This is a genomic window from Streptomyces sp. SL06 (genome assembly GCF_058244745.1).
Genome location: NZ_JBSYOT010000002.1, coordinates 5,332,450 through 5,354,200, shown reverse-complemented (window position 1 = coordinate 5,354,200; position 21,751 = coordinate 5,332,450). Strand labels below are relative to the sequence as shown.

Annotated in this window: 21 protein-coding genes, 1 pseudogene and 1 riboswitch; of the genes and pseudogenes, 10 read left to right on the top strand and 12 right to left on the bottom strand. The window is 73.5% G+C overall.

The features are described from left to right. Positions 1–41: 41 nt before the first annotated feature. The 3 genes from AC4IHM_RS24535 to AC4IHM_RS24525 all read right to left on the bottom strand — a co-directional run bounded on the left by AC4IHM_RS24535 (position 42) and on the right by AC4IHM_RS24525 (position 2,298). Positions 42–443: an SCO2097 family morphological protein gene (locus AC4IHM_RS24535; protein WP_490869165.1), complete on the bottom strand. Its 402-nt coding sequence runs from the start codon at positions 441–443 to the stop codon at positions 42–44. A 279-nt stretch (positions 444–722) separates the two neighbouring features. Further along, positions 723–1,550 carry a methyltransferase gene (locus AC4IHM_RS24530; protein WP_490869164.1) on the bottom strand — a complete coding sequence of 276 codons (828 nt, stop codon included), beginning with the start codon at positions 1,548–1,550 and terminating at the stop codon, positions 723–725. An 88-nt stretch (positions 1,551–1,638) separates the two neighbouring features. Continuing rightward, positions 1,639–2,298 carry an SAV_6107 family HEPN domain-containing protein gene (locus AC4IHM_RS24525; protein WP_490869163.1) on the bottom strand — a complete coding sequence of 220 codons (660 nt, stop codon included), beginning with the start codon at positions 2,296–2,298 and terminating at the stop codon, positions 1,639–1,641. Between the two features lie 185 nt (positions 2,299–2,483). Between AC4IHM_RS24525 and AC4IHM_RS24520 the strand changes: the two genes are divergently transcribed. Both AC4IHM_RS24520 and AC4IHM_RS24515 read left to right on the top strand, forming a co-directional pair. Continuing rightward, positions 2,484–3,113: a TetR/AcrR family transcriptional regulator gene (locus tag AC4IHM_RS24520; RefSeq protein ID WP_490869162.1), complete on the top strand. Its 630-nt coding sequence runs from the start codon at positions 2,484–2,486 to the stop codon at positions 3,111–3,113. 544 nt (positions 3,114–3,657) lie between these two features. Further along, a complete protein-coding gene (locus AC4IHM_RS24515) occupies positions 3,658–5,157 on the top strand; it encodes a phytoene desaturase family protein (protein ID WP_490869161.1) in 1,500 nt (499 codons plus the stop codon). Between the two features lie 43 nt (positions 5,158–5,200). On the opposite strand, the gene AC4IHM_RS24510 is transcribed toward AC4IHM_RS24515, so the two are convergent. From AC4IHM_RS24510 to AC4IHM_RS24490, 5 genes and pseudogenes are all read right to left on the bottom strand, one after another. Further along, on the bottom strand, positions 5,201–6,196 hold the full coding sequence (locus tag AC4IHM_RS24510; protein WP_490869160.1) for an SCO2102 family sporulation regulator: 996 nt from the start codon (positions 6,194–6,196) through the stop codon (positions 5,201–5,203). Between the two features lie 56 nt (positions 6,197–6,252). Then, entirely contained in the window at positions 6,253–7,176 is a 924-nt protein-coding gene (gene metF / locus AC4IHM_RS24505; protein ID WP_490869159.1) for a methylenetetrahydrofolate reductase [NAD(P)H], read from the bottom strand. A 164-nt stretch (positions 7,177–7,340) separates the two neighbouring features. Then, complete coding sequence (thiE, locus tag AC4IHM_RS24500) at positions 7,341–7,997, bottom strand: thiamine phosphate synthase (protein ID WP_490869158.1); 657 nt, start codon at positions 7,995–7,997, stop codon at positions 7,341–7,343. Between the two features lie 161 nt (positions 7,998–8,158). Next, a complete protein-coding gene (locus AC4IHM_RS24495; RefSeq protein ID WP_490869157.1) occupies positions 8,159–8,524 on the bottom strand; it encodes an Rv2175c family DNA-binding protein in 366 nt (121 codons plus the stop codon). Positions 8,525–8,611: 87 nt separating this feature from the next. Beyond that, positions 8,612–9,827 (bottom strand): annotated as a pseudogene (locus tag AC4IHM_RS24490) (NAD(P)/FAD-dependent oxidoreductase). A 175-nt stretch (positions 9,828–10,002) separates the two neighbouring features. Further along, positions 10,003–10,114, top strand: a riboswitch (TPP riboswitch). Here AC4IHM_RS24490 and thiO point away from each other — a divergent pair. From thiO to AC4IHM_RS24465, 5 genes are all read left to right on the top strand, one after another. Next, complete coding sequence (thiO, locus tag AC4IHM_RS24485; protein WP_490869156.1) at positions 10,112–11,371, top strand: glycine oxidase ThiO; 1,260 nt, start codon at positions 10,112–10,114, stop codon at positions 11,369–11,371. (Overlaps the previous riboswitch by 3 nt.) Beyond that, positions 11,368–11,568 (top strand): sulfur carrier protein ThiS, encoded by a 201-nt coding sequence (gene thiS / locus AC4IHM_RS24480; protein WP_490869155.1) that lies wholly within the window; start codon positions 11,368–11,370, stop codon positions 11,566–11,568. Before thiO ends, thiS begins: the two co-directional genes overlap by 4 nt. Before the next feature lie 2 nt (positions 11,569–11,570). Beyond that, a complete protein-coding gene (locus tag AC4IHM_RS24475; protein WP_490869154.1) occupies positions 11,571–12,362 on the top strand; it encodes a thiazole synthase in 792 nt (263 codons plus the stop codon). Positions 12,363–12,528: 166 nt separating this feature from the next. Beyond that, a complete protein-coding gene (pknB, locus tag AC4IHM_RS24470; protein WP_490869153.1) occupies positions 12,529–14,463 on the top strand; it encodes a Stk1 family PASTA domain-containing Ser/Thr kinase in 1,935 nt (644 codons plus the stop codon). 56 nt (positions 14,464–14,519) lie between these two features. Next, positions 14,520–15,416 carry a deoxyribonuclease IV gene (locus AC4IHM_RS24465; RefSeq protein WP_490869152.1) on the top strand — a complete coding sequence of 299 codons (897 nt, stop codon included), beginning with the start codon at positions 14,520–14,522 and terminating at the stop codon, positions 15,414–15,416. Positions 15,417–15,432: 16 nt separating this feature from the next. On the opposite strand, the gene AC4IHM_RS24460 is transcribed toward AC4IHM_RS24465, so the two are convergent. After that, the gene (locus tag AC4IHM_RS24460; protein WP_490869151.1) at positions 15,433–16,080 is read right to left on the bottom strand and encodes a sulfite oxidase-like oxidoreductase; all 648 of its coding nucleotides are present in this window, start codon (positions 16,078–16,080) and stop codon (positions 15,433–15,435) included. A gap of 181 nt (positions 16,081–16,261) precedes the next feature. Here AC4IHM_RS24460 and bfr point away from each other — a divergent pair, with 181 nt between their 5' ends. Next, on the top strand, positions 16,262–16,780 hold the full coding sequence (gene bfr, locus AC4IHM_RS24455; RefSeq protein ID WP_490869150.1) for a bacterioferritin: 519 nt from the start codon (positions 16,262–16,264) through the stop codon (positions 16,778–16,780). A gap of 7 nt (positions 16,781–16,787) precedes the next feature. Here bfr and AC4IHM_RS24450 read toward each other — a convergent pair whose 3' ends face one another. Both AC4IHM_RS24450 and AC4IHM_RS24445 read right to left on the bottom strand, forming a co-directional pair. Next, a complete protein-coding gene (locus tag AC4IHM_RS24450; RefSeq protein WP_490869149.1) occupies positions 16,788–17,039 on the bottom strand; it encodes a (2Fe-2S)-binding protein in 252 nt (83 codons plus the stop codon). Between the two features lie 176 nt (positions 17,040–17,215). Further along, positions 17,216–18,571 (bottom strand): class II 3-deoxy-7-phosphoheptulonate synthase, encoded by a 1,356-nt coding sequence (locus AC4IHM_RS24445; RefSeq protein ID WP_490869148.1) that lies wholly within the window; start codon positions 18,569–18,571, stop codon positions 17,216–17,218. Between AC4IHM_RS24445 and AC4IHM_RS24440 the strand changes: the two genes are divergently transcribed. Both AC4IHM_RS24440 and AC4IHM_RS24435 read left to right on the top strand, forming a co-directional pair. Continuing rightward, positions 18,526–18,732, top strand: coding sequence for a trp operon leader peptide (locus AC4IHM_RS24440; RefSeq protein ID WP_490869147.1), 207 nt, complete (start codon positions 18,526–18,528; stop codon positions 18,730–18,732). The two genes, AC4IHM_RS24445 and AC4IHM_RS24440, sit on opposite strands and share 46 nt — an antisense overlap. 117 nt (positions 18,733–18,849) lie before the next feature. Next, positions 18,850–20,745: an anthranilate synthase family protein gene (locus AC4IHM_RS24435; protein ID WP_490869146.1), complete on the top strand. Its 1,896-nt coding sequence runs from the start codon at positions 18,850–18,852 to the stop codon at positions 20,743–20,745. Here AC4IHM_RS24435 and AC4IHM_RS24430 read toward each other — a convergent pair. After that, a complete protein-coding gene (locus tag AC4IHM_RS24430) occupies positions 20,697–21,692 on the bottom strand; it encodes a 2-hydroxyacid dehydrogenase (protein ID WP_490869145.1) in 996 nt (331 codons plus the stop codon). The two genes, AC4IHM_RS24435 and AC4IHM_RS24430, sit on opposite strands and share 49 nt — an antisense overlap. Between the last annotated feature and the right edge of the window lie 59 nt (positions 21,693–21,751).

Below are 21,751 nucleotides of genomic sequence, written 5' to 3'. Positions count from 1 at the left end.
ACCCCCTCACGCGCATGTCCTCGTGAGCGGCCGTGCGGGTGCTACTGGCCGCCCCGCTCGTCCCTGCGGCGCTGCCAGCGTTCGTCGATGCGGTCCATCATGGAGCGCTTCTGCCGTCCCTGACGGCCCGCCTGTGGTCCGGTGGCCCCGGCGGCGGGCTGCTCGCCGGGTTTGGGGGCCTTGCGCCAGCCGGTCACGGCGAGCACCGCGCAGCCCAGCATGACGAGGAAGCCCACCACACTGAGCCACACCTGCTGGGCGACCATACCGGCCATGAGGAGCGCAATACCTACAAGGAAGCCCGCGACCGCCTGGTAGACCCGTCGCCGGGTGTACGTACGCAGCCCGCTTCCCTCGAGCGCTGTCGCGAACTTGGGATCTTCGGCGTACAGCGCTCGCTCCATCTGCTCGAGCATGCGCTGCTCGTGCTCCGAGAGCGGCACGGAGTCCTCCTCATCGTGCAGTCGCCGGGGCGACCCGGGGGGGGTCCCTTCAGGATAGGCAGGGAATCGCCCCCGTGAAACCCGCCCCTCTGCGCCAATTGGCCAACCGGACTCCGTCATGGCCGTGCCGGCTCGCTGAAGTTCCCATTCCCCAGCGGCCGACCCGTCATGCCGGGCGGTCTCCCTCGATCATACGGCGAGCGGCCCTCGTTCGGGGGGCCTGTGGCGTACTCCATCTGCAGTCGCGCCCCTGATCAGCGCCGTACATCACCGGGCGACTCAGGCCTCGTCGGCCCCTCGCGTCTCACCGAGCACGTGAAGTTGTGTGGCCACGGAGCGGAACGCGGCGAGTTCGGCCGCCGCGGCCTCCAGTTTCAGCAGGGCCTCCATGGCACCGGGCTCGGTGTCCACCAGCACGCCGGGGACCAGATCGGCGAAGACCCGTACGCCGTGCACGGCGTTGATCCGGAGCCCCGCGGCCTCGACCAGTGAGGTGAGCTGTTCGGCGGTGAACCGGCGCGGCACGGGGTCACCCGCGCCCCAGCGGCCGTCCGGGTCGTCGAGGGCCTGCCGGGCCTCCGTGAAGTGACCGGCGAGGGCGCGCGCGAGCACGGCGCCGCCGAGGCCCGCGGCGAGCAGGCTGAGGACGCCCTCGGCGCGCAGCGCGGCCACCACATTGCGCACGCCCTCCGCGGGGTCGTCCACATACTCCAGGACGCCGTGGCACAGCACCACGTCGTGGCCGCCGCGCTCGACCACGTCGAAGAGGCCGCGGACATCCCCCTGGACGCCACGTACCCGGTCGGCGACAGCGGCCTCGGCGGCGCGGCGCTCCAGCGCGAACAGGGCGTCGGGGCTGGGGTCGACGACGGTGACGCGGTGCCCGAGGCGGGCCACGGGCACCGCGAAGTTGCCGCTGCCGCCGCCGGTGTCGAGGACGTCCAGCGCCTCGCGGCCCGTGGCCTTGACGCGGCGGTCCAGGGCGTCCTGGAGCACGTCCCAGACCACGGCGGTACGCAGGGCGGCGCGGGAACGGGAGGTCTCGGAGCGCGGTGACGCCGTGTGCGGGCGGGGCTGGGACACGGGCGGGCGCATCGGGTCCGACACGGCAGTTGACTCCTCGGCGCGGCACCGCCCCTGGCACGGGCGGAGCGAACGGGCTGCCGCCCCCGTCCACGGCGGGAAGGGGGAGGCTTCAGGCGCCTCCCACCCTATGGCCTCCGGCGCCCCCGCCGGTCACCCCGTGCCCGTGCGGTCGCCGCCCGGCGGGTGCGGGTGCGGGTCGGTCGGCCTGGCCGGTCCGGGGGTGGCCGGCGCCGGGGTCTTCCGGCGCCGGGAGGTCCGGGTCGGGGCGGGGCTGGGGCAGGACGGGCTGGAGCACCAGCATCCGCTCCACCAGGCGCAGGAACATCGCCACGTCGCGTATCAGGTCGTCGGCGTCCCGGCGGCCCGCCGCGCCCCGGATGCCCGCCTCGGCGCGCGCCCGGCGCCGGGCGCCGGAGGCGAACAGCGCGCTCCAGTCGGACAGCTCGGGCGCGATCTCGGGGAGCACCTCCCAGGCGCTGCGGATGCGGGCGCGGGCCCGCGGGGTGGCCTCCGGGCGGCCTCGCGCGGCGAGCACCGCGGCGGCGGTGCGCAGGGCGGCGAGATGGGCCGTTGCATAGCGCTCGTTCGGTGTCTCGAGGAGGGCGGCCTCCTCCAGTCCGGCTCGGGCCTGGGCGAGCAGGTCGAGGGCGGCGGGCGGGGCGGTTGTCCGGCGGAGCACGGGGTGCACGTCGCTCGCCGGGCCGGTCAGTGAGGGTGCAGGGCCGGCCGCGCGGCGCCGCCGGGCGGCGGCTGCGGACGAGTGGGCCATGACGATCCTCCTGTCGTCTGCGTGACGGCACGCCCTGGCAGGAGGTGCCGTATGTGCCCATCGTGAGGTATGGCACTGACAATCCGTTCCGACCTGGGCTTTCACTTCGAGCGGGCGTTCGGTTCGAAGGCGGGCGCGGCGTCTGCGGTCGTCCGGGCGCGCGGGGTGCTGTGACAATCGGGACCATGGAAAGCAGCAGCATCGCCTCGCAGGGCGGCAGCCGTCGTGAGGCCACCCGGCAAAAGCTCTACGAGGCGGCCGTCACGCTCATCGCCGAGCAGGGCTTCTCCGCCACCACCGTGGACGAGATCGCCGAGCGGGCCGGGGTCGCGAAGGGCACGGTCTACTACAACTTCGCCAGCAAGTCCGTCCTCTTCGAGGAGCTGCTGCGGCACGGTGTCGGGCTCCTCACCGCCTCGTTGCGGGAGGCCGCGCAGCGGACGGCGCGGCAGGGCCGCGGCCGGGTCGACGCCCTGGACGCGATGATCCGCGCCGGGCTGGTCTTCATCGACCGCTACCCGGCCTTCACCCAGCTGTACGTGGCCGAGCTGTGGCGCACCAACCGGGCCTGGCAGTCCACGCTGCTGGTGGTCCGCAGGCAGGCCGTGGCGGTGGTGGAGGACGTGCTGCGCGAGGGCATGGCCGACGGTGAGTTCAGCGAGGAGATCGACGTGCCGCTGACCGCCGCCGCGCTGGTCGGCATGGTCCTGGTGGCGGCGCTGGACTGGAAGTCGTTCCAGCCGGAGCGCTCCCTCGACGACGTGCACGCCGCGCTGTCGCGGCTGCTCCAGGGGCGGGTGTCCGGCCGCCCCTGAACCCCGGCCGCCCCTGGACCCCGGCCGCCGCCGAGTCCCGGCCGCCGCTCAGCCCCAGTAGCCCCCTGGGCGCAGGCCGCACGAAGAACGCCGGTCCGTGGTGGCCGCGTCCCCCGCGGGCCGCCGTCGGACCGGCGCCTTCTCCTGCTCCCCCGTACGTCCCCCCGTCGGAACCCCCGTGGCCGGTCGTTCCCCCGGGTTCCCCCGTCCTCGCTCCCGCCGACCGTGGCCGGCGGAAGGAGCGGATCGCGGACCCGGCTCCGTTCCGGCGCCCCGTGTCGCCGGCCCCGCAACCGGGCCCCTCTCCGTGTCTCCACTCTCTCGTTCCCGCAGGTCGGGGCCCATCCGCGCGCGTACTCATCTCCTGGGCTAGGTACGCGTACTCAGCCCTGCGCACCCCGGCCCACCGCGAGCCGCCGCCGACCGGTCACGCACGCGCCCGTCACGGTACTCAGGCGGACCCCGCCGGGGCCCGTTCCCGCAGGTGCGGGGGCCGGCGCCCCTGGGACCGGACGGCCCGCCGGCGGCGGATAGGGTCCCTGGCATGGCACGGATTGCGGTGATCGGCGCCGGGATGGGCGCGATGGCGGCGGCGGCCCGGCTGGCCGTCGCGGGCCACCGGGTGGTGGTGTACGAGCGGACGGAGACGTACGGCGGGGCGCTCGGCCGCTTCGAGCGGGACGGGTTCTCCTTCGACACCGGGCCCGGTCTGCTGCCCCTGCCCGCGGTCTGGCGCGATCTGTTCGTCAAGACCGGCAGGGAGCCGCTGGAGTCCTGTGTCGACCTGGTCCAGGTCGACCCCTCGTCACGGCACGTGTTCGCGGACGGCACGGAGGTCGCGCTGCCGAACGCCTCGCGGGCGGGTGTGGTCGCCTCCCTGGACGCGGCGCTCGGCCCGGCCGCCGGGCAGCGCTGGGGCGACTTCCTGGTGCGGGCCCGGGAGACCTGGGACCGCACGCGCCGCCCGCTCCTGGAGGAGCCGCTGTGGCCGAACTGGGAGGTGCTGGCCGAGCGCGAGCCCTACCCGGCGGTCCCGCACAGGCGGCTGCTGCGCACCCGCCGGGCCGGCACGCTCGCCGAGGTCGGTGCCTGGGAGCTGCGGGACGCGCGGCTCGCCGCCCTTCTGGAGAGCCACGCGCTCGCGTACGGCCTCGATCCCCGCACCGCCCCGGCGAACACCGCCGTGCTGCCGTACATGGAGTACGCCTTCGGCATGTGGTACGTGCGCGGTGGCGGCCTGCGCGCGCTGGCGCGGGCGGTGTACGAGCGGTGTCTGGCCCGCCGGGTCGAGTTCCGCTTCGGGGCCGAGGTCACGGGGATCGTCGAGAAGGACGGCCGGGTGGCGGGCGTGGAGTCGGCCGAAGGGGCCCTGGATGAGGCCGAGTTCGTGGTCGCCGGGGTGGCGCCGGACGTGCTGGACCGCCTCTGCGGTGGTGCGCCGCCGCGGGGCGGGGGCGAGGTGGCGCCGCGCCGCGGCGGGGCGAGCCGGCTGACGGTGCTGCTGGCGCTGCGGGGCGGCCGTCCCGGGGGCACGGCGCACCGGACGGTGGTGCACGCGCCGGACCGTGAGGCCGAGTTGGACGCCCTGTTCGGACCGGCGCCCCGGGTGCCCGCGCGTCCGACCGTCACCGTGCTGCGGCCCGACGACCCGGCGCTGGTGCCGGACGCGGACCACGAGGCGGTCACCCTGACCTCGGTGGTGCCCGCGGGCGACGGGGCGGACGCCGGGGAATGCGCCGAGCCTCTGCTCACGGCCGCCGAGCGGGCGCTGCCCGGTCTGCGCGACCGGCTCCTGTGGCACGAGGTGCGCACCCCGGCCGATGTCGCGGCGGCCACCGGTGTGCCGGGCGGCGCGGTCGCGGTGCCGGCGCTGGCGGGTGCCGGCGGACGGCTGCTGCACCCGGCGAACACCACGCGCACGGGCGGGCTGTTCACGGTGGGCGGCTGGTCGCACCCCGGCGGAGGGCTCCCGCACGTGGGCATGTCGGGCGCGCTGGTCGCCGGAATCGTCGTGGAGGGACCGGAGTTCCGCGGCTCCCAGTGAGCCTGCGGGGCCCGGTCGCCGGAAACCGGCGGTGACGGTGCCGTCAGAACCGGTACTGCTCGTCGTATCCCTGGCCCTGCCCCTGCCCCTGTGTCCGGCCGTCGCCCTGGTACGGGTACGTCTGCTCCGGCGGGAGTTCGCCGCCGTAGGGGTCGTCGGTGCTGCGCTGCTGCGGCACCCACACGCCGCCGGCCGGGGTCTCGCCGCCGTAGCCGCCGGGGGTGCCGGTGGCGTACTGGTCCTGCCCGTAGCCCTGCTGGGCGTACTGCTGCTGGCCGCCGGTCGTGTCGTAGCCGCCGGTGTCGTACGTCGCGCCGTCGTAGCCGTCGTAGGTGTGGGTGCCGATGTACGGGTCGGAGTAGGCGGCGTACTGCTGCTGGCCGGCGGTGTCGTAGCCGTACCCCTGCTGCTGCCCGTAGCCCGAGTAGTCGTAGGCGTAGGCCTGGTCGGCGCCCGGCGCGGTGGGAGCCGCCTGCTGGCCCTGGGCGTAGCCGGTGTCGGCGTACACGCCGTACGAGCCGGTGTCGTCCGGCATGGGCTGCGGCTCGTAGACGGCGGTGGTCTCCGCGGCCATGGGGTCTGCGGGGCGGGACGGGGTGAAGACGTTGTCGCGCTCGTACTCGTCGTGGCCGTAGGCCGGGAAGCCGTGGCCCGGGGTGTGGCCCTGCGCGTGCGGGTCGTAGTCGTCGCGGTGGTCCTGGCCCGCCTCGGCCGCTTCGAGGCCGGAGACCTCCAACGTCGGTTCCCGGCGCCCCCGTTCGGGACGGCCGCGCTTGAGGCCCGCCGGGGCGTTGACCGCCCAGCCGGCCTCGAAGCCGCGGCGGAACGACAGCGTGACGTAGGTCTGGCCGATCGCGAAGGCCACCGCGCCAAGACCGATGACGAGCACGTTCGACAGGAGCACGCCGGCCACGACGCCGAGGAAGCCGCCGAAGGCGAGCAGCCGCCAGCGCAGCCGCGCCTTGTACTGCAGCAGCACCTCGCCGAGCAGCCACAGCGCGACGCCGCCGAACGCGATGTAGAGGACCGTCCAGCCCATGTACGCCCCTCTCCCAGTGGCCGTTACGCAGTGTGTCGCAAATACGTGCGGCCGGTCTAGGCCCGCGGTGGGTGGTGCAGGCCCAGGTTCTCGTAGATTTCCAGCGTCGCCGTGGAGTTGTTGAGCGTGATGAAGTGCAGTCCGGGCACCCCCTCGGCCAGCAGTCGCGCGCAGAACTCCGTGGCGAACTCGATGCCGATCGAGCGTACAGCCGTCGGATCGTCCTTCGCTGCGAGGATCCGCTCCTTCAGCTCGTCCGGGAACGAGGCGTTGCTGAGCTTTGGCAACCTCTCCAGCATCTTCACACTGGTGACCGGCATGACCTCGGGGATGACGGGGGTCCGGCAGCCGGCCGCGGCGACTCTGTCGCGCAGGCGCAGGTAGGAGTCGGGCTGGAAGAACATCTGTGTGATCGCGTAGTCGGCGCCGGCCCGGCACTTGTCGACGAAGTGCGTCACGTCCGCGTCCCAGTCGGCGGAGCGCGGGTGCATCTCGGGGAAGGCGGCGACGCCGACGCAGAAGTCGCCGGACTCCTTGATGAGGCGGACCAGTTCGGCGGCGTAGGTCAGGCCCCGAGGGTGCGGGACCCAGTCGGCCGTCGGGTCGCCTGGCGGGTCGCCGCGCACGGCCAGGATGTTGCGGATCCCGGCGTCGGCGTACTGGCCGATGGTGTTGCGCAGCTCGGCCACGGAGTGGTCGACGGCGGTGAGGTGGGCCACGGGGGTCAGGGTGGTGTCGGCGGCGATCTGCTCGGTCTCCCGGACCGTGCCCGCGCGGGTGGAGCCGCCGGCGCCGTAGGTCACGGAGACGAAGTCGGGCGCGACGGCCTCGACCCGCCTCAGCGCGCTCCAGAGGTTCTTCTCGCCCTTGGGCGTCTTCGGCGCCGAGAACTCGAACGAGTACGTCGTCTTGCCGGTGGCGAGGATGTCACGCACCGTGCGGGCGCGATCCGTCCTCGTGCTTGCGGTTCCGAGGGCCATATCTGCAGGTTAGCCAGGGGGACGGCGGCCACCCAACCGGATGCGGGATATTTGTCTGCATTGTCGATTTGTTGTCCACTCTTTGGACACATGCCTCCGGCACCCGCCCGCGCGCGCCCGGTACCGGCGGTCCGCCCCCGCCGGTGCGTCCCCCACCAGTCCGGCTACGCCTGTCGCAGCCGCTTCGTGAACTCGGCCGCCGCCGCGCCGGGGTCGCCCGCCGCGGTGATCGCGCGGACGACGACGACCCGCCGGGCGCCCGCCTCCAGCACCTCGTCGAGGTTGCCGAGGTCGATGCCGCCGATGGCGAACCAGGGCCGGTCGGTGCCCAGCGACGCGGTGTACCGGACCAGGCCGAGGCCGGGCGCGTGGCGGCCGGGCTTGGTGGGGGTCGGCCAGCACGGACCGGTGCAGAAGTAGTCCACACCGTCCTGGACGGCGGCAGCGGCGGCCTCGGACTCGGCGTGCGTGGAGCGGCCGACGAGGACGCCGTCGCCGAGGATCGCGCGGGCGGCCGGCACCGGGAGGTCGCCCTGCCCGAGGTGCAGCACGTCGGCCCGCGCGGCGTGCGCGACATCCGCCCGGTCGTTGACCGCGAGGAGCCTGCCGTGGCGGGCGCAGGCGTCGGCGAAGACCTTCAGGTGCTCCAGTTCCTCGGCCGCCTCCATTCCCTTGTCGCGGAGCTGCACGATGTCGACGCCGCCGGCGAGCACGGCGTCGAGGAACTCGGGCAGGTCGCCCTGGCTGCGGCGGGCGTCCGTGCACAGGTAGAGCCGGGCGTCGGCGAGCCGGGCGCGGGCGGTCGCGGCGGTGTCGGGCATACGGGTGTGTCCCCCGGGGTCGGTGGCGCGGGCCCGCGGTGGGCCGCGCGGCCTTGGCTTACGGGCACCGCACGGCGCGCGGGCCCGCCGGAACACGACTCCTGGGCCGTGGTCGGGGGCCCGCGCGCCGGACGGCGTGTCGGGTCAGACCGCGTGTCGGGTCAGACGGCGAGCGCCTGGGCGCGGCGCTTCACCTCCGTGCCGCGGTTCTCGCTCAGCGCCTGCGCGGGGCTGCCGGGCAGCGACGGGTCGGGCGTGAAGAGCCACTCCAGCATCTCCTCGGCCGTGAAGCCGTCGTCCCGCAGCAGCGTCAGGGTCCCGGCCAGGCCCTTGACGACCTTGTCCTCGTCGATGAAGGCCGCGGGGACGTGCAGCGCGCGGTTCTCGCCGCGGCGTACGGCGATGAGCTGGCCTTCCCTGATCAGCTGGCGCACCCGGGTCACCTCGACGCCGAGCAGCTCGGCGATGTCGGGGACGGTGAGCCAGGCAGGCACGAGAGCATCGATCTTTGCGTCAATCTCGGTCACGTCTCCAGCCTGCCATCTGGCACCGACAGTCGGAAGCCGGGCCCGTCCGGCCCGCCCGCGGGCCGGGACGACACAGCTGGGCGGCACCTAGGCGGTCGCCGCCTTCAGCGGTCTCGCCGGGTCGGCCAGCAGTGCCGGGTCCATCGCCGTGCCCGCCTGGATCAGGCGTCTGCCCTGGGCCAGGTCGCGGGGGCGGCCCACCGCCAGCAGCGCGACCAGGCGGTCCCCGCGCAGCCAGCAGACCGTCCAGGCCGGGCCCGTGGGGTCGCCGCGCCACAGGGTGGTGTCGGCGGCCGTGTGGTGACCGGCGTACTGGACGAAGCGGCCGAACTGCTCGGACCAGAAGTACGGCACCGGGTCGTAGGCCCCCGCGGTCTCCCCGGCGGGGCCCCCGACGATGTCGGCGGCGACCGTGCGCGGGCCCTGGAGGGCGTTGTCCCAGTGGTGCACCAGCAGCCGCTCGCCGTAGCGGCCGGAGGGGAAGGAGGCGCAGTCGCCGACCGCGTACACGTCCGGCACGCCGGTGCGCAGCCGGTCGTCGGCCAGGATGTCGCCGTGCGCGCCGAGGGGGATCCCGGAGCCGGTGAGCCAGCCGGTGGCAGGGCGGGCGCCGATCCCGACGACGACCGCGCCGGCGGGCAGCCGCGAGCCGTCGTCGAGGACGACCCGTGCGGGCTGCCCGGGGCCGCCGGGCTCGATGTGCTCCACGCGCGCGTGGGTGCGCAGCACGGCGCCCGCGTCGGCGTACCAGGCGGTCATCGGCGCGGCCACCTCGGCGGGCAGCGCGTCGGCGAGGGGCCGGTCGGCGGCCTCCACGACGGTCACCGCGCAGCCCGCCTCGCGCGCGGCGGTGGCGAACTCGGCGCCGATCCAGCCGGCGCCGACGACCACGATGTCGTGCTGCCGGGCGAGCACCGGGCGCAGTCGTTCGGCGTCGTCCAGGGTGCGCAGCAGGTGCACGCCGGGCACGCTCCCGGCGCCGGGCAGCCGGACCGGTTCGGCGCCGGTCGCGAGGACCAGGACGTTGTAGGGCACGGGGCCCTGCGAGGTGTCGAGGAGGTGCTCGCCGGGGCGGAGGCCCAGGGCCTCGCAGCCGAGCCGCAGGGTGATGCCGAGCGACTTGAAGTCGACGTTCGAAGGCGGAGCCCTCGGCCGTGCCGAGCAGGACGGCCTTGGACAGCGGGGGCCGGTCGTAGGGCTGGTGCGGCTCGGCCCCGATCAGTGTCACGGTGCCCTTGAAGCCCCGCTCCCGCAGGGCGACCGCGGTCTGCACGCCCGCCATGCCGGCGCCGACGACGACCACGCGCCGCTCCGCGTCCGTGCCCGCTTCCCGTCCCCGTTCCCGCGTCTGCTCGCTCACCCGATCACCTTAGACACCTGACATCGCGTCGGTGGGGGCGCGGGCGGTGACCGAGCCACGTCCCGGCCGGGCGGGGGCCCCTGCGAGCGCGGCGCGCCGGAGGCTAGGCTGGCTGGGACAGAGCATGCGCGGGAGCCCGGACGCACCGGGCTGAGAGGGAGGCTGGCGGCCTCCGACCGTACGAACCTGATCCGGGTCATGCCGGCGAAGGGAGGGGCTGGACACCCATGTCGTCTCCACCGCACACGTCGTCTCCACCGCACACGTCGTCTCCACCGCACACGTCGTCCGCACCGCACACGTCCCCGCGCACGTCGCGTGCGCCCGGGGCGCCCGATGTCCTCGTGGTCGGCGGCGGGATCGTCGGGCTGGTCACTGCCTGGCGGGCCGCGCAGCGCGGGCTGGTCACGGCTCTCGTGGACCCCGAGCCGGGCGGCGGGGCCGCCCAGGTGGCGGCGGGGATGCTGGCCGCCGTCACCGAGCTGCACCACGGCGAGCAGACGCTGCTCGCGCTGAACCTCGCCTCGGCCCGCCGCTACCCGGAGTTCGCGGCCGAGCTGAGCGATCTCACCGGCCAGGACCTCGGCTACCGACGCTGCGGCACCCTCGCCGTCGCGCTGGACGCCGACGACCGCGCCCATCTGCGCGAACTGCACGCGCTCCAGCGGCGTTCCGGCCTGGAGTCGGAGTGGCTGTCGGGGCGTGAGTGCCGGCGTCTGGAGCCGATGCTCGCGCCGGGTGTGCGCGGCGGGCTGCGGGTGGACGGCGACCACCAGATCGACCCCCGGCGCCTCGCCCACGCGCTCGTGTCGGCCTGCGCGCACGCGGGCGTGGTCTTCCACCGGGTGTGGGCCGACCGGCTCGCCGTCGGGCGCGGCGAGCGGGCCACGGGGATCGTCACCGCCGACGGCACGGCGCTGGAGGCCGGGCAGGTGGTGCTGGCCGCGGGGAGCCTGAGCGGGCGGCTTGCGGGGGTGCCGGAGGCGGTGCTGCCGCCGGTGCGGCCCGTGAAGGGGCAGGTGCTGCGGCTGACGATGCCGCGCACGCACGGGCCGCTGCTGAACCGGACGGTGCGCGCCGTGGTGCGCGGCAACCACGTCTACCTGGTGCCCCGGGAGAGCGGCGAACTCGTCGTCGGGGCCACCAGCGAGGAACTGGGCTGGGACACGACGGTCACCGCCGGCGGCGTCTACGAGCTGCTGCGCGACGCCCATGAGCTGGTACCCGGCATCACCGAGCTGCCCCTGACGGAGACCCGGGCGGGCCTGCGCCCCGGCTCCCCCGACAACGCCCCGCTGCTCGGCCCGACGGAGCTGGACGGTCTGCTGCTGGCCACCGGGCACTACCGCAACGGCGTCCTGCTCACCCCGGTCACCGGCGACGCCATGGCGCACACCCTGACCACCGGGGAGCTGCCGGACGAGGCACGCCCCTTCACCCCGCGGCGCTTCAGCGCCGCCCCCGCACTCTCGGAGCGGCCCGCATGAACATCTCCGTCAACGGCGAGCCGCGCGAGGTGGCTCCCGGCACGGTCCTGGACGCGCTGGTGGGCACGCTCACCGCGGCGCCGTCCGGCGTGGCCGCCGCCCTGAACGAAACCGTCGTCCCGCGCGCGCAGTGGCCCGCCACCGCCCTGGCCGAGGGCGACCGCGTCGAGGTCCTCACCGCCGTCCAAGGAGGCTGACCATGGCCGACGATCCCTTCGTCCTCGGCGGCACGCCGTACGCGTCCCGCCTGATCATGGGTACCGGCGGGGCGCCCAGCCCGGATGTGCTGGAGCGCGCGCTGGTGGCCTCCGGCACGGAGCTGACGACCGTCGCGATGCGGCGCGTGAACGCCTCGGTGCACGGGTCCGTGCTGTCCGTACTGGACCGGCTCGGCATCCGGGTGCTGCCGAACACGGCCGGCTGCTTCACCGCCGGGGAGGCGGTCCTCACCGCCCGGCTCGCGCGCGAGGCGCTCGGCACGGACCTGGTCAAGCTGGAGGTCATCGCCGACGAGCGGACCCTGCTGCCGGATCCGATCGAGCTGCTGGACGCGGCGGAGACGCTGGTCGACGACGGGTTCACGGTGCTGCCGTACACGAACGACGACCCGGTGCTCGCGCGGAAGCTGGAGGACGCCGGGTGTGCGGCGATCATGCCGCTGGGTTCGCCGATCGGGTCCGGGCTCGGGATCCGCAACCCGCACAACTTCCGGCTGATCGTGGAGCACGCGCGCGTGCCGGTGATCCTGGACGCGGGGGCGGGTACGGCGTCGGACGTGGCGCTGGCCATGGAGCTGGGGTGCGCGGGCGTGATGCTGGCCTCGGCGGTGACGCGGGCGCGGGAGCCGGTGCTCATGGCGGAGGGGATGCGGCACGCCGTGGAGGCGGGGCGGTTGGCGCGGCTGGCGGGACGGATTCCGCGGCGGTACTTCGCCGAGGCGTCCTCCCCCGCGGAGGGCCTGGCGGATCTGGAGCGGCCCGCTTTCGGGTGAGCCCGCGCCGTCCCGGCGTCTGTTCTCCCGCCCGCGCGGCACCCGTTTCCGGCCCGGCGGGAGGCGGGCCTCGCCCGTCGTGGGAAGCGTCACAGGTGCGCTGCAGTACCGCTCCGATTTCGGGCGGCGCCGTGGGGTGTCGGTGCCGGCTCGTACACTCACCTGCGTGGACACGACCCTTCAGGACCCTCTCGTCGGGCAGGTGCTCGACGGCCGGTACCGCGTCGAGGCGCGGATCGCGGTCGGCGGCATGGCCACGGTCTACCGGGCCGTGGACACCCGCCTGGACCGCGTGCTCGCGCTGAAGGTGATGCACCCGGCGCTCGCGACCGACGCCGCCTTCGTCGAGCGGTTCATCCGCGAGGCCAGGTCGGTGGCCCGGCTCGACCACCCCAATGTCGTCCAGGTCTTCGACCAGGGGGCCGAGGGGGCGTACGTCTATCTGGCCATGGAGTACGTCTCCGGCTGCACCCTGCGCGACGTGCTGCGCGAGCGCGGGGCGCTGCGGCCGAGGGCCGCGCTGGACATCCTGGAGCCGGTGCTGGCCGCGCTCGGCGCCGCGCACCGGGCCGGGTTCGTGCACCGGGACATGAAGCCGGAGAACGTCCTGATCGGGGACGACGGCCGGGTCAAGGTCGCCGACTTCGGGCTGGTCCGGGCCGTGAACACCGTCACCAGCACCACCGGCGCCGTCCTCGGCACGGTCTCCTACCTGGCCCCCGAGCAGATCGAGCAGGGCACCGCCGATCCCCGGGTCGACGTGTACGCGTGCGGTGTCCTGCTGTACGAGATGCTGACCGGCGCCAAGCCGCACGAGGGCGACTCCCCCGCCCAGGTGCTCTACAAGCACCTCCACGAGGACGTGCCGCCGCCGTCGGCCGCCGTACCGGGGATGGCGTACGAGCTGGACGACCTGGTGGCCGCGGCGACCGCGCGCAACCCCGAGGTCCGGCCGCACGACGCGGTGGCCCTGCTCGCGCGGGCCCGCCGGGCGCGCGAGGCGCTGAGCACGGACCAGCTGGACGCGATGCCGCCGCAGGCGCTCACCGCGGAGCACGACAACGCCGACGACCGTACGAGCGTGATCCCGCGCGCGCCGGCCATGCCCCGGCCGCTCCCGGTGAACGAGGACGACGACGGCGCCGCCGACGGCGTCCAGCACACCAGCCGGCTGGCGACCGCCCCGCCGCTCCCGCCCAGGCGCCGCCGCCCCGAGCTGCGGCGCGGTCCGCTGGTGATCGTCCTGGCCGTGCTGCTGGTGCTCGGCGTCGGCACGGGCGTCTGGTACATCAACTCCGGCCAGTTCACCAGGGTGCCGGCGCTGCTGTCCAAGACCGAGGCACAGGCCAGGGACCGGCTGGCGGACGCCGGGCTGGGCGTCGGCACGGTGCGGCGGGCCTACAGCGACACCGTGGACCGCGGCCAGGTCATCAGCACCGACCCCGGCGTGGGCACCCGCATCCGCAAGAACGCCTCCGTGTCGTTCACGGTCTCCAGGGGCCCCGACACGGTGAAGCTGCCGGACGCGGCGGGCTACCGGCTGGACCGGGCCCGGACGCTGCTCAAGGACGAAGGGCTGGAGCCGGGGATGGTGACCACGGAGTTCAGCGACGAGGTGCCCAAGGGCTTCGTGATCTCCACGAAGCCCGGGGCGGGCACCACCGTGCGCGGGGGCTCGGCGGTCGCGCTGGTCGTCAGCAAGGGCAGCCCGATCGACGTCCCGGACGTCACCGGCGACGACCTGGAGGACGCCAGGTCCGAGCTGACGGAGGCCGGTCTGAAGGTGGAGGTCGCCACCGAGCGGGTCAACTCCGAGTACGACAGCGGCCGGGTCGCCCGGCAGACGCCGGACCCGGGCAGCCGGGCCGCCGAGGGCGACACGGTGACGCTCACGGTCTCCAAGGGCCCCGAGATGATCGAGGTCCCCGACGTGGTCGGCGACAGCGTGGCCGACGCCAAGCGGAGGCTCAAGGACGCCGGCTTCGAGGTGGACGAGAACCGCGGGCTGCTGGGGCTGTTCGGCGACACCGTGAAGGACCAGTCCGTGGACGGCGGTCGGACGGCGCCCAAGGGATCCACCATCAAGATCACCATCAGGTGACCGGAGTGACCGGAGACACGGTCCGGACGGGTGACGGCGCATGACACCCTGAACGGGTGAACAGTCAGCACTCCGCCCGCTCCCGCACCCCCGCGCTCCCCCGCAATCCCGTCGGCGCTCATGTCCCCGTGGCCGGCGGCCTGCACTCCGTGGGCCTGTCCTACGCCCGTGAGCTGAAGGCGGAGGCCGTGCAGGTCTTCGTCGCCAACCCGCGCGGCTGGGCCACCCCGGCCGGCAACCCGAAGCAGGACGAGGCGTTCCGGGAGGCCTGCGCGAGCGGGTCCGTCCCGGCGTACGTGCACGCCCCGTACCTGATCAACTTCGGCTCGCACACGGAGGCGACGGTGGAGCGGTCGGTGGAGTCGCTGCGGCACTCGCTGCGGCGCGGGCGGGCGATCGGGGCGCTCGGCGTGGTCGTGCACACCGGAAGCGCGACCGGCGGCCGGGACCGGTCGGTGGCGCTGAACCAGGTACGGGAGCGCATGCTCCCGCTGCTCGACGAGCTGACCCACGACGACGACCCGTATCTGCTGCTGGAGTCGACGGCCGGCCAGGGCGCCTCCCTGTGCTCGCGCACCTGGGACTTCGGCCCGTACTTCGAGGCCCTGGACGCCCACCCGAGGCTGGGCGTGTGCCTGGACACCTGCCACGTCTTCGCGGCGGGCCACGACCTGACCGGGCCGTCGGGCATGCGGCAGACGCTGGATCTGCTGGTGGACACGGTCGGCGAGGGCCGGCTGAGGCTGATCCACGCCAACGACTCCAAGGACGTGGCCGGCGCGCACAAGGACAGGCACGAGAACATCGGCGCGGGTCACATCGGCGAGGACCCGTTCCGGGCGCTGATGGCCCACCCCGCGACCGAGGGCGTGCCGCTGGTCATCGAGACGCCCGGCGGCAGGCAGGGGCACGCGGCGGACGTGGAGCGGCTGAAGAAGCTGCGGGACGGCTGACCCGGCGGGAAGCGGCTCAGGGCTCGGGGCCGTCGCCGGGTTCCTCCTGGTAGGAGTAGCGCTGCTCCCGCCACGGGTCGCCGATGTTGTGGTAGCCGCGTTCCTCCCAGAAGCCCCGGCGGTCGGCCGTCATGTACTCGACGCCGCGGACCCACTTGGGGCCCTTCCAGGCGTACAGGTGCGGGACGACCAGCCGCAGCGGGAAGCCGTGCTCGGCGGTGAGCAGCTCGCCGTCCTTGTGGGTGGCGAAGAGGGTGCCTTCGGCGGCGAAGTCGGCGAGCCGCAGGTTGGAGCTGAACCCGTACTCCGCCCACACCATCACGTGGGTGACGGCGGGCGCGGGCGGGGCGAGGTCCAGGATCGTGGTGGCCGGCACGCCGCCCCACTCGGCGCCGAGCATGCTGAACTTCGTCACGCAGTGCAGGTCGGCGACGACCGTGGTGTACGGCAGGGCGGTGAACTCCTCGTGGGTCCAGCCGTGCTTGTCACCGTCGGCGGTGGCGCCGAAGACCCGGAATTCCCAGCGCTCGGGGCGGAACCTGGGGACCGGTCCGTAGTGCGTGACCGGCCAGCCGCGCTGTAGTCGCTGTCCCGGTGGGAGTCCGGGCCCCGGCGCTCCTTCCGGACCGCCTTGTCCCGATTCGTTCCCCGCCGGCTGACCCATGCCTCCATCCTGACAGACCCGGACCGATGCCCCCGACCCGCCCCCTTACACTCGGACAAACACGAACAAGCCGGACTAAGCCTGTACTTACTTACTAAGTCAAGACTTACTGGACGATCTTCGACGCCGATGCAATCATGCGGCGCAACACGCCAGTTCCCGTTCGAAGGAGCCTCAATCGATGCAGGGCGACCCCGAGGTCATCGAGTTCCTCAATGAGCAGCTGACCGCCGAGCTGACGGCGATCAACCAGTACTTCCTGCACGCGAAGCTGCAGGACCACAAGGGCTGGACCAAACTCGCGAAGTACACGCGTGCGGAGTCCTTCGACGAGATGCGCCACGCCGAGGTGCTCACCGACCGCATCCTGCTTCTGGACGGCCTGCCGAACTACCAGCGGCTCTTCCATGTGCGAGTCGGCCAGAGCGTGACCGAGATGTTCCAGGCCGACCGGGAGATCGAGGTCGAGGCCATCGACCGGCTGCGCCGGGGCGTCGAGGTGATGCGGGCCAAGCACGACATCACGTCGGCCAACGTCTTCGAGGCGATCCTCGCCGACGAGGAGCACCACATCGACTATCTGGACACCCAGCTGGACCTGATCGAGAAGCTGGGCGAGTCGCTCTACCTGTCGACGGTGATCGAGCAGACCCAGCCGGACGCGTCCGGGCCGGGCACCAGCGGGTTCTCCACCCACTGAGGACGCGCTAGGCGGCTTCCGGAAGCTCCGTGAGGACCGGTTCGCCCTGGTCGGCCAGGCGCCGGCGGGGGCAGGCGCCACGGCCGAGCAGCGCCTGGATGCGCCGTACGCAGCCGCCGCAGTCGGTGCCCGCCTTGCAGGCCGAGGCGATCTGCCGGGGCGTGCACGCACCGGCGTCCGCGTGACTCTTCACCTGTTCCTCGGTGACACCGAAACAGCTGCAGACGAACACGCGGTTCACCTCCCGAGCGGGGTACATGGTCGTGCCGTACCGACGACGACCGGAGGCCCGACTGGTCGGTGAGGCAAACCTAACCTTACCCACGACGCAAGGTCGACAAAAGTGGACGGGGCGCGGATCGTGTGTGACCCGCGCCCCATTCCGCTTCTCAGCCTTCCGCGCCCCCGCACCCGTGCGAGGGGGCGGGCCGCGTGTCACTGGTCCCGGTACATCTCCGCCACCAGGAACGCCAGGTCGAGCGACTGGCTGCGGTTCAGCCGCGGGTCGCACGCCGTCTCGTAGCGCTGGTGCAGGTCGTCGACGAAGATCTCGTCGCCGCCGCCCACGCACTCGGTGACATCGTCGCCGGTCAGCTCCACATGGATGCCGCCCGGGTGGGTGCCGAGCGACTTGTGGACCTCGAAGAAGCCCTTGACCTCGTCGAGCACGTCGTCGAAGCGGCGGGTCTTGTGCCCGGAGGCCGCCTCGTAGGTGTTGCCGTGCATCGGGTCGGTGATCCAGACGACGGCGGCGCCGGACGCGGTGACCTTCTCCACCAGCTCGGGAAGCCTGTCGCGGATCTTGTCCGCGCCCATGCGCACGATGAAGGTCAGCCGGCCCGGCTCGCGGTCGGGGTCCAGCCGCTCGATGTACTGCAGCGCCTCCTCGGCCGTGGTGGACGGGCCCAGCTTGACGCCGATCGGATTGCGGATCCTGGAGGCGAACTCGATGTGCGCGTGGTCCATCTGCCGGGTGCGCTCACCGATCCACACCATGTGCCCGGAGACGTCGTACAGCTGCCCGGTGCGCGAGTCGACGCGGGTGAGCGCCGACTCGTAGTCCATCAGCAGCGCCTCGTGCGAGGAGAAGAACTCGACGGTCTTGAACTCCTCCGGGTCGGTGCCGCAGGCCCGCATGAAGTTCAGCGCGTTGTCGATCTCCCGGGCGAGCTGCTCGTAGCGCTGGCCGGACGGGGACGACTTCACGAAGTCCTGGTTCCAGGCGTGCACCTGGCGCAGGTCGGCGTAGCCGCCGGTGGTGAAGGCGCGCACCAGGTTCAGCGTGGACGCGGAGGCGTGGTACATCCGCTTGAGCCGCTCGGGGTCCGGGATCCGGGCCGCCTCGGTGAAGTCGAAGCCGTTGACGGAGTCGCCGCGGTAGGTCGGCAGCGTCACGCCGTCACGGGTCTCGGTCGGCTTGGAGCGCGGCTTGGAGTACTGCCCGGCGATCCTGCCGACCTTCACCACGGGCACGGACGCGGCGTAGGTGAGGACGGCGCCCATCTGGAGCAGGGTCTTGAGCTTCGCCCGGATGTGCTCGGCCGACACCGCGTCGAAGGACTCCGCGCAGTCACCGCCCTGGAGCAGAAACGCCTCTCCTCGGGCGACCGCGGCCATGCGCTCACGCAGCTGGTCGCACTCGCCGGCGAACACCAGCGGGGGATACGTTTCAAGCTCGGCGATCACATCGCGCAGAGCCTCGGCATCCGGGTACTCGGGCTGCTGCGCCGCCGGCAGGTTTCGCCATGTCGCCTGAGCGGCGACGCTTTGAGAATCAGCGTTCACGGTCACGGCCTCAACACTACGGGGTCGGATCGGGCCCCCGGCCCCATGCCCAGGGAATGAGACACGCCGTACGCTCCGCGGACAGCGGGCCATGGGGTACTCTTCCGCCCATGTTCGCGCACTCGACCCAGACCTGGTGGTGGACCGCTCGTCCGGCGGCCCACTGACTGCGCGTACCGAAAGACTTCGCGAAGGCCGCCCGAGGGGGCGGCCTTCGGCGTTTTCGCGACCGGGCCGCCCCTCCCGCCGAGGGTCTCGACGAGAGACCGAGAGGGACACCGCCCATGACACCGCTCGACGGCCTGCTGGCCGACCCCCGCCCGTTCGCCCTGCTGCGCCGCCGCACCCCCGGCCACGACCACGACACCGTGGAGCTGCTGCTCGGCCCGGTGACACGGCACGACAGACTCGCCGAACTGCCCGCCGAGGGACTGGCGCTCATCCCCTTCCGGCAGATCCGCGAGCGCGGCTTCGACGTCCGCGACGACGGCACGCCCCTGCTGGCGCTGACCCCCGAGGAGCGGTACGACATCCCGCTCGCCGAGGCCCTCGACCGGCTCCCCGCGCACGAGGTCCGGGTCGGGGGCGGCGGCTTCGACGTCGACGACGACGAGTACGCGCGGATCGTCGGGCGGGTGCTGGACGAGGAGATCGGCGCCGGCGAGGGCGCCAACTTCGTGATCCGGCGGACGTACCGGGGCCGGATCCCGGGGTTCGGGCGGGCCGACGCGCTGGCGCTGTTCCGGCGGCTGCTGGAGGGCGAGCGGGGCGCGTACTGGACGTTCGTCGTGCACACGGGGGACCGGACCCTGGTGGGGGCCAGCCCCGAGGTGCACGTGCGGATGTCCGGCGGCACGGTCGTCATGAACCCGATCAGCGGGACCTACCGCTACCCCGCCGAGGGGCCCACCCCCGAGCACCTGCTGCGTTTCCTCGCCGACGGCAAGGAGATCGAGGAGCTGTCGATGGTGGTCGACGAGGAACTCAAGATGATGTGCACCGTCGGCGACATGGGCGGCGTGGTCGTCGGGCCGCGGCTCAAGGAGATGGCGCACCTCGCGCACACCGAGTACGAACTGCGCGGCCGTTCCTCGCTGGACGTGCGGGAGGTGCTCAGGGAGACGATGTTCGCGGCGACGGTCACCGGCTCACCGGTGCAGAACGCCTGCCGGGTCGTCCAGCGGCACGAGGTCGGCGGGCGCGGCTACTACGCGGGCGCGCTGGCCCTGCTCGGGCAGGACCCGGCCGGCGCCCAGACCCTCGACTCGCCCATCCTCATCCGTACCGCCGACATCGACGCGGACGGACGGCTGGGGGTGCCGGTCGGCGCGACGCTGGTGCGCGGCTCGGACCCGGCGGGCGAGGTCGCGGAGACCCACGCCAAGGCGGCCGGGGTGCTGGCCGCGCTGGGCGTACGGCCGTCCCGCCCGCGTACCGGGGCCGAGCCGCCGAGGCTGGCCGACGACCCCCGGGTGCGGGCCGCGCTGGACGGGCGCCGCGCCTCGCTCTCCCCGTTCTGGCTGCGGATGCAGGAGCCCTCGCACGCGCTCACGGGGCACGCCCTGGTGGTCGACGGGGAGGACACCTTCACGGCGATGCTCGCGCACGTGCTGCGCTCCTCGGGGCTCGCCGTGAGCGTGCGCCGCTACGACGAACCGGGGCTGCGCGCGGCGGTGCTCGGGCACGCGGGTCCGGTGGTGCTGGGGCCGGGCCCCGGTGACCCCTCCGACACCGCCGACCCGAAGATGCGCTTCCTGCGCGCCCTGGCCGCCGACAGCCTGCGGGAGAACCGGCACGGCGTCCTCGGCGTCTGCCTCGGGCACGAGCTGATCGCGGCGGAGCTGGGCCTCGACATCGTCCGCAAGGAGATCCCGTACCAGGGAGCGCAGACGGAGATCGAGCTGTTCGGGCGGCGCGAGACCGTGGGCTTCTACAACAGCTGCACCGCGCGCTGCGACGACGAGGCGGCCGCCGAGCTGGCCGCGCACGGCGTGGAGGTGAGCCGCGCGGCCGACGGCGACGTGCACGCGCTGCGCGCCGCGGGGTTCGCCTCGGTGCAGTTCCATCCCGAGTCCGTGTTGACGCTGAACGGTCCGGCGATCGTCGCGGCGCTGATGGCCGGACCCCTTCGTCAGCCGCGCGGCACCAGCACGTTCTCCGAGCGGCGGCCCTCCCGGTAGTCGAGGACATTGCGTGCCGTCGCCTCGACGATCTGGGCGACGGCGTCCCCGGTGTAGTACGCCTGGTGCGAGGTGACCAGGACGTTCGGGAAGGTGACCAGGCGGGCCAGGGTGTCGTCCTCGATGGCCTCCAGCGACTTGTCGAGGAAGAACAGGCCCGCCTCCGCCTCGTACACGTCCAGGCCCACGCCGGCGAAGCGGCCCGCGCGCAGTTCGCCGACGAGCGCGGCGGTGTCGACGAGGCCGCCGCGGCTGGTGTTGACGAGGATGGCGTCGTCCCGCATCGCCTTCAGGGCGGTCGCGTCGATCAGGTGCCGGGTCTCGGGCATCAGCGGGACGTGCAGGGTGATCACGTCGGACCGGGCGAGCAGCTCGTCCTTCGGGACGTAGCGCATGCCGAGTTCCGCGCAGGCGGGGTTCTCGGCGACGTCCCAGCCGAGCAGCCGCATGCCGAAGCCGTGCGCGATCCGGGCGAAGGCCTCGCCGATCTTTCCAGTGCCGATGACGCCGGCGGTGCGGCCGTGCATGTCCCGGCCCATCAGTCCGTGCAGGCGGAAGTCGAAGTCGCGGGTGCGGGTGGAGGCGCGCACGATCCGGCGGTTGACGGCCATGGCGAGGGCCCAGGCGAACTCGGCGACCGAGTACGGCGAGTAGTGCGACACCCGGGCGACGGTCATGCCGAGCCGCTCGGCCGTGTCGAGGTCGATGTTGTTGAAGCCGGTGGAACGCTGGGCCACCAACCGGGTGCCGCCGGCCGCGAGGATCTCCAGGACGTTCGCCCCGAGGTCGGCATTGACGGACGTGGAGATGATCTCGTGTCCCGCCGCGATGGGCGCGGTGTCCTCGTTCAGGAAGACGTCCAGGCAGCGCACCTCTTCCTGGTCGCGGAAGGCCTGTTCGATCAGAGGCTTCTCGTCGGCCTGGACGCCGAAGGCCAGGATTTCCATGACCGCTCCCGTTCTTGGTGGACTCCGGGCCGAATATACGACCCCGCGCCCGCCTCCGC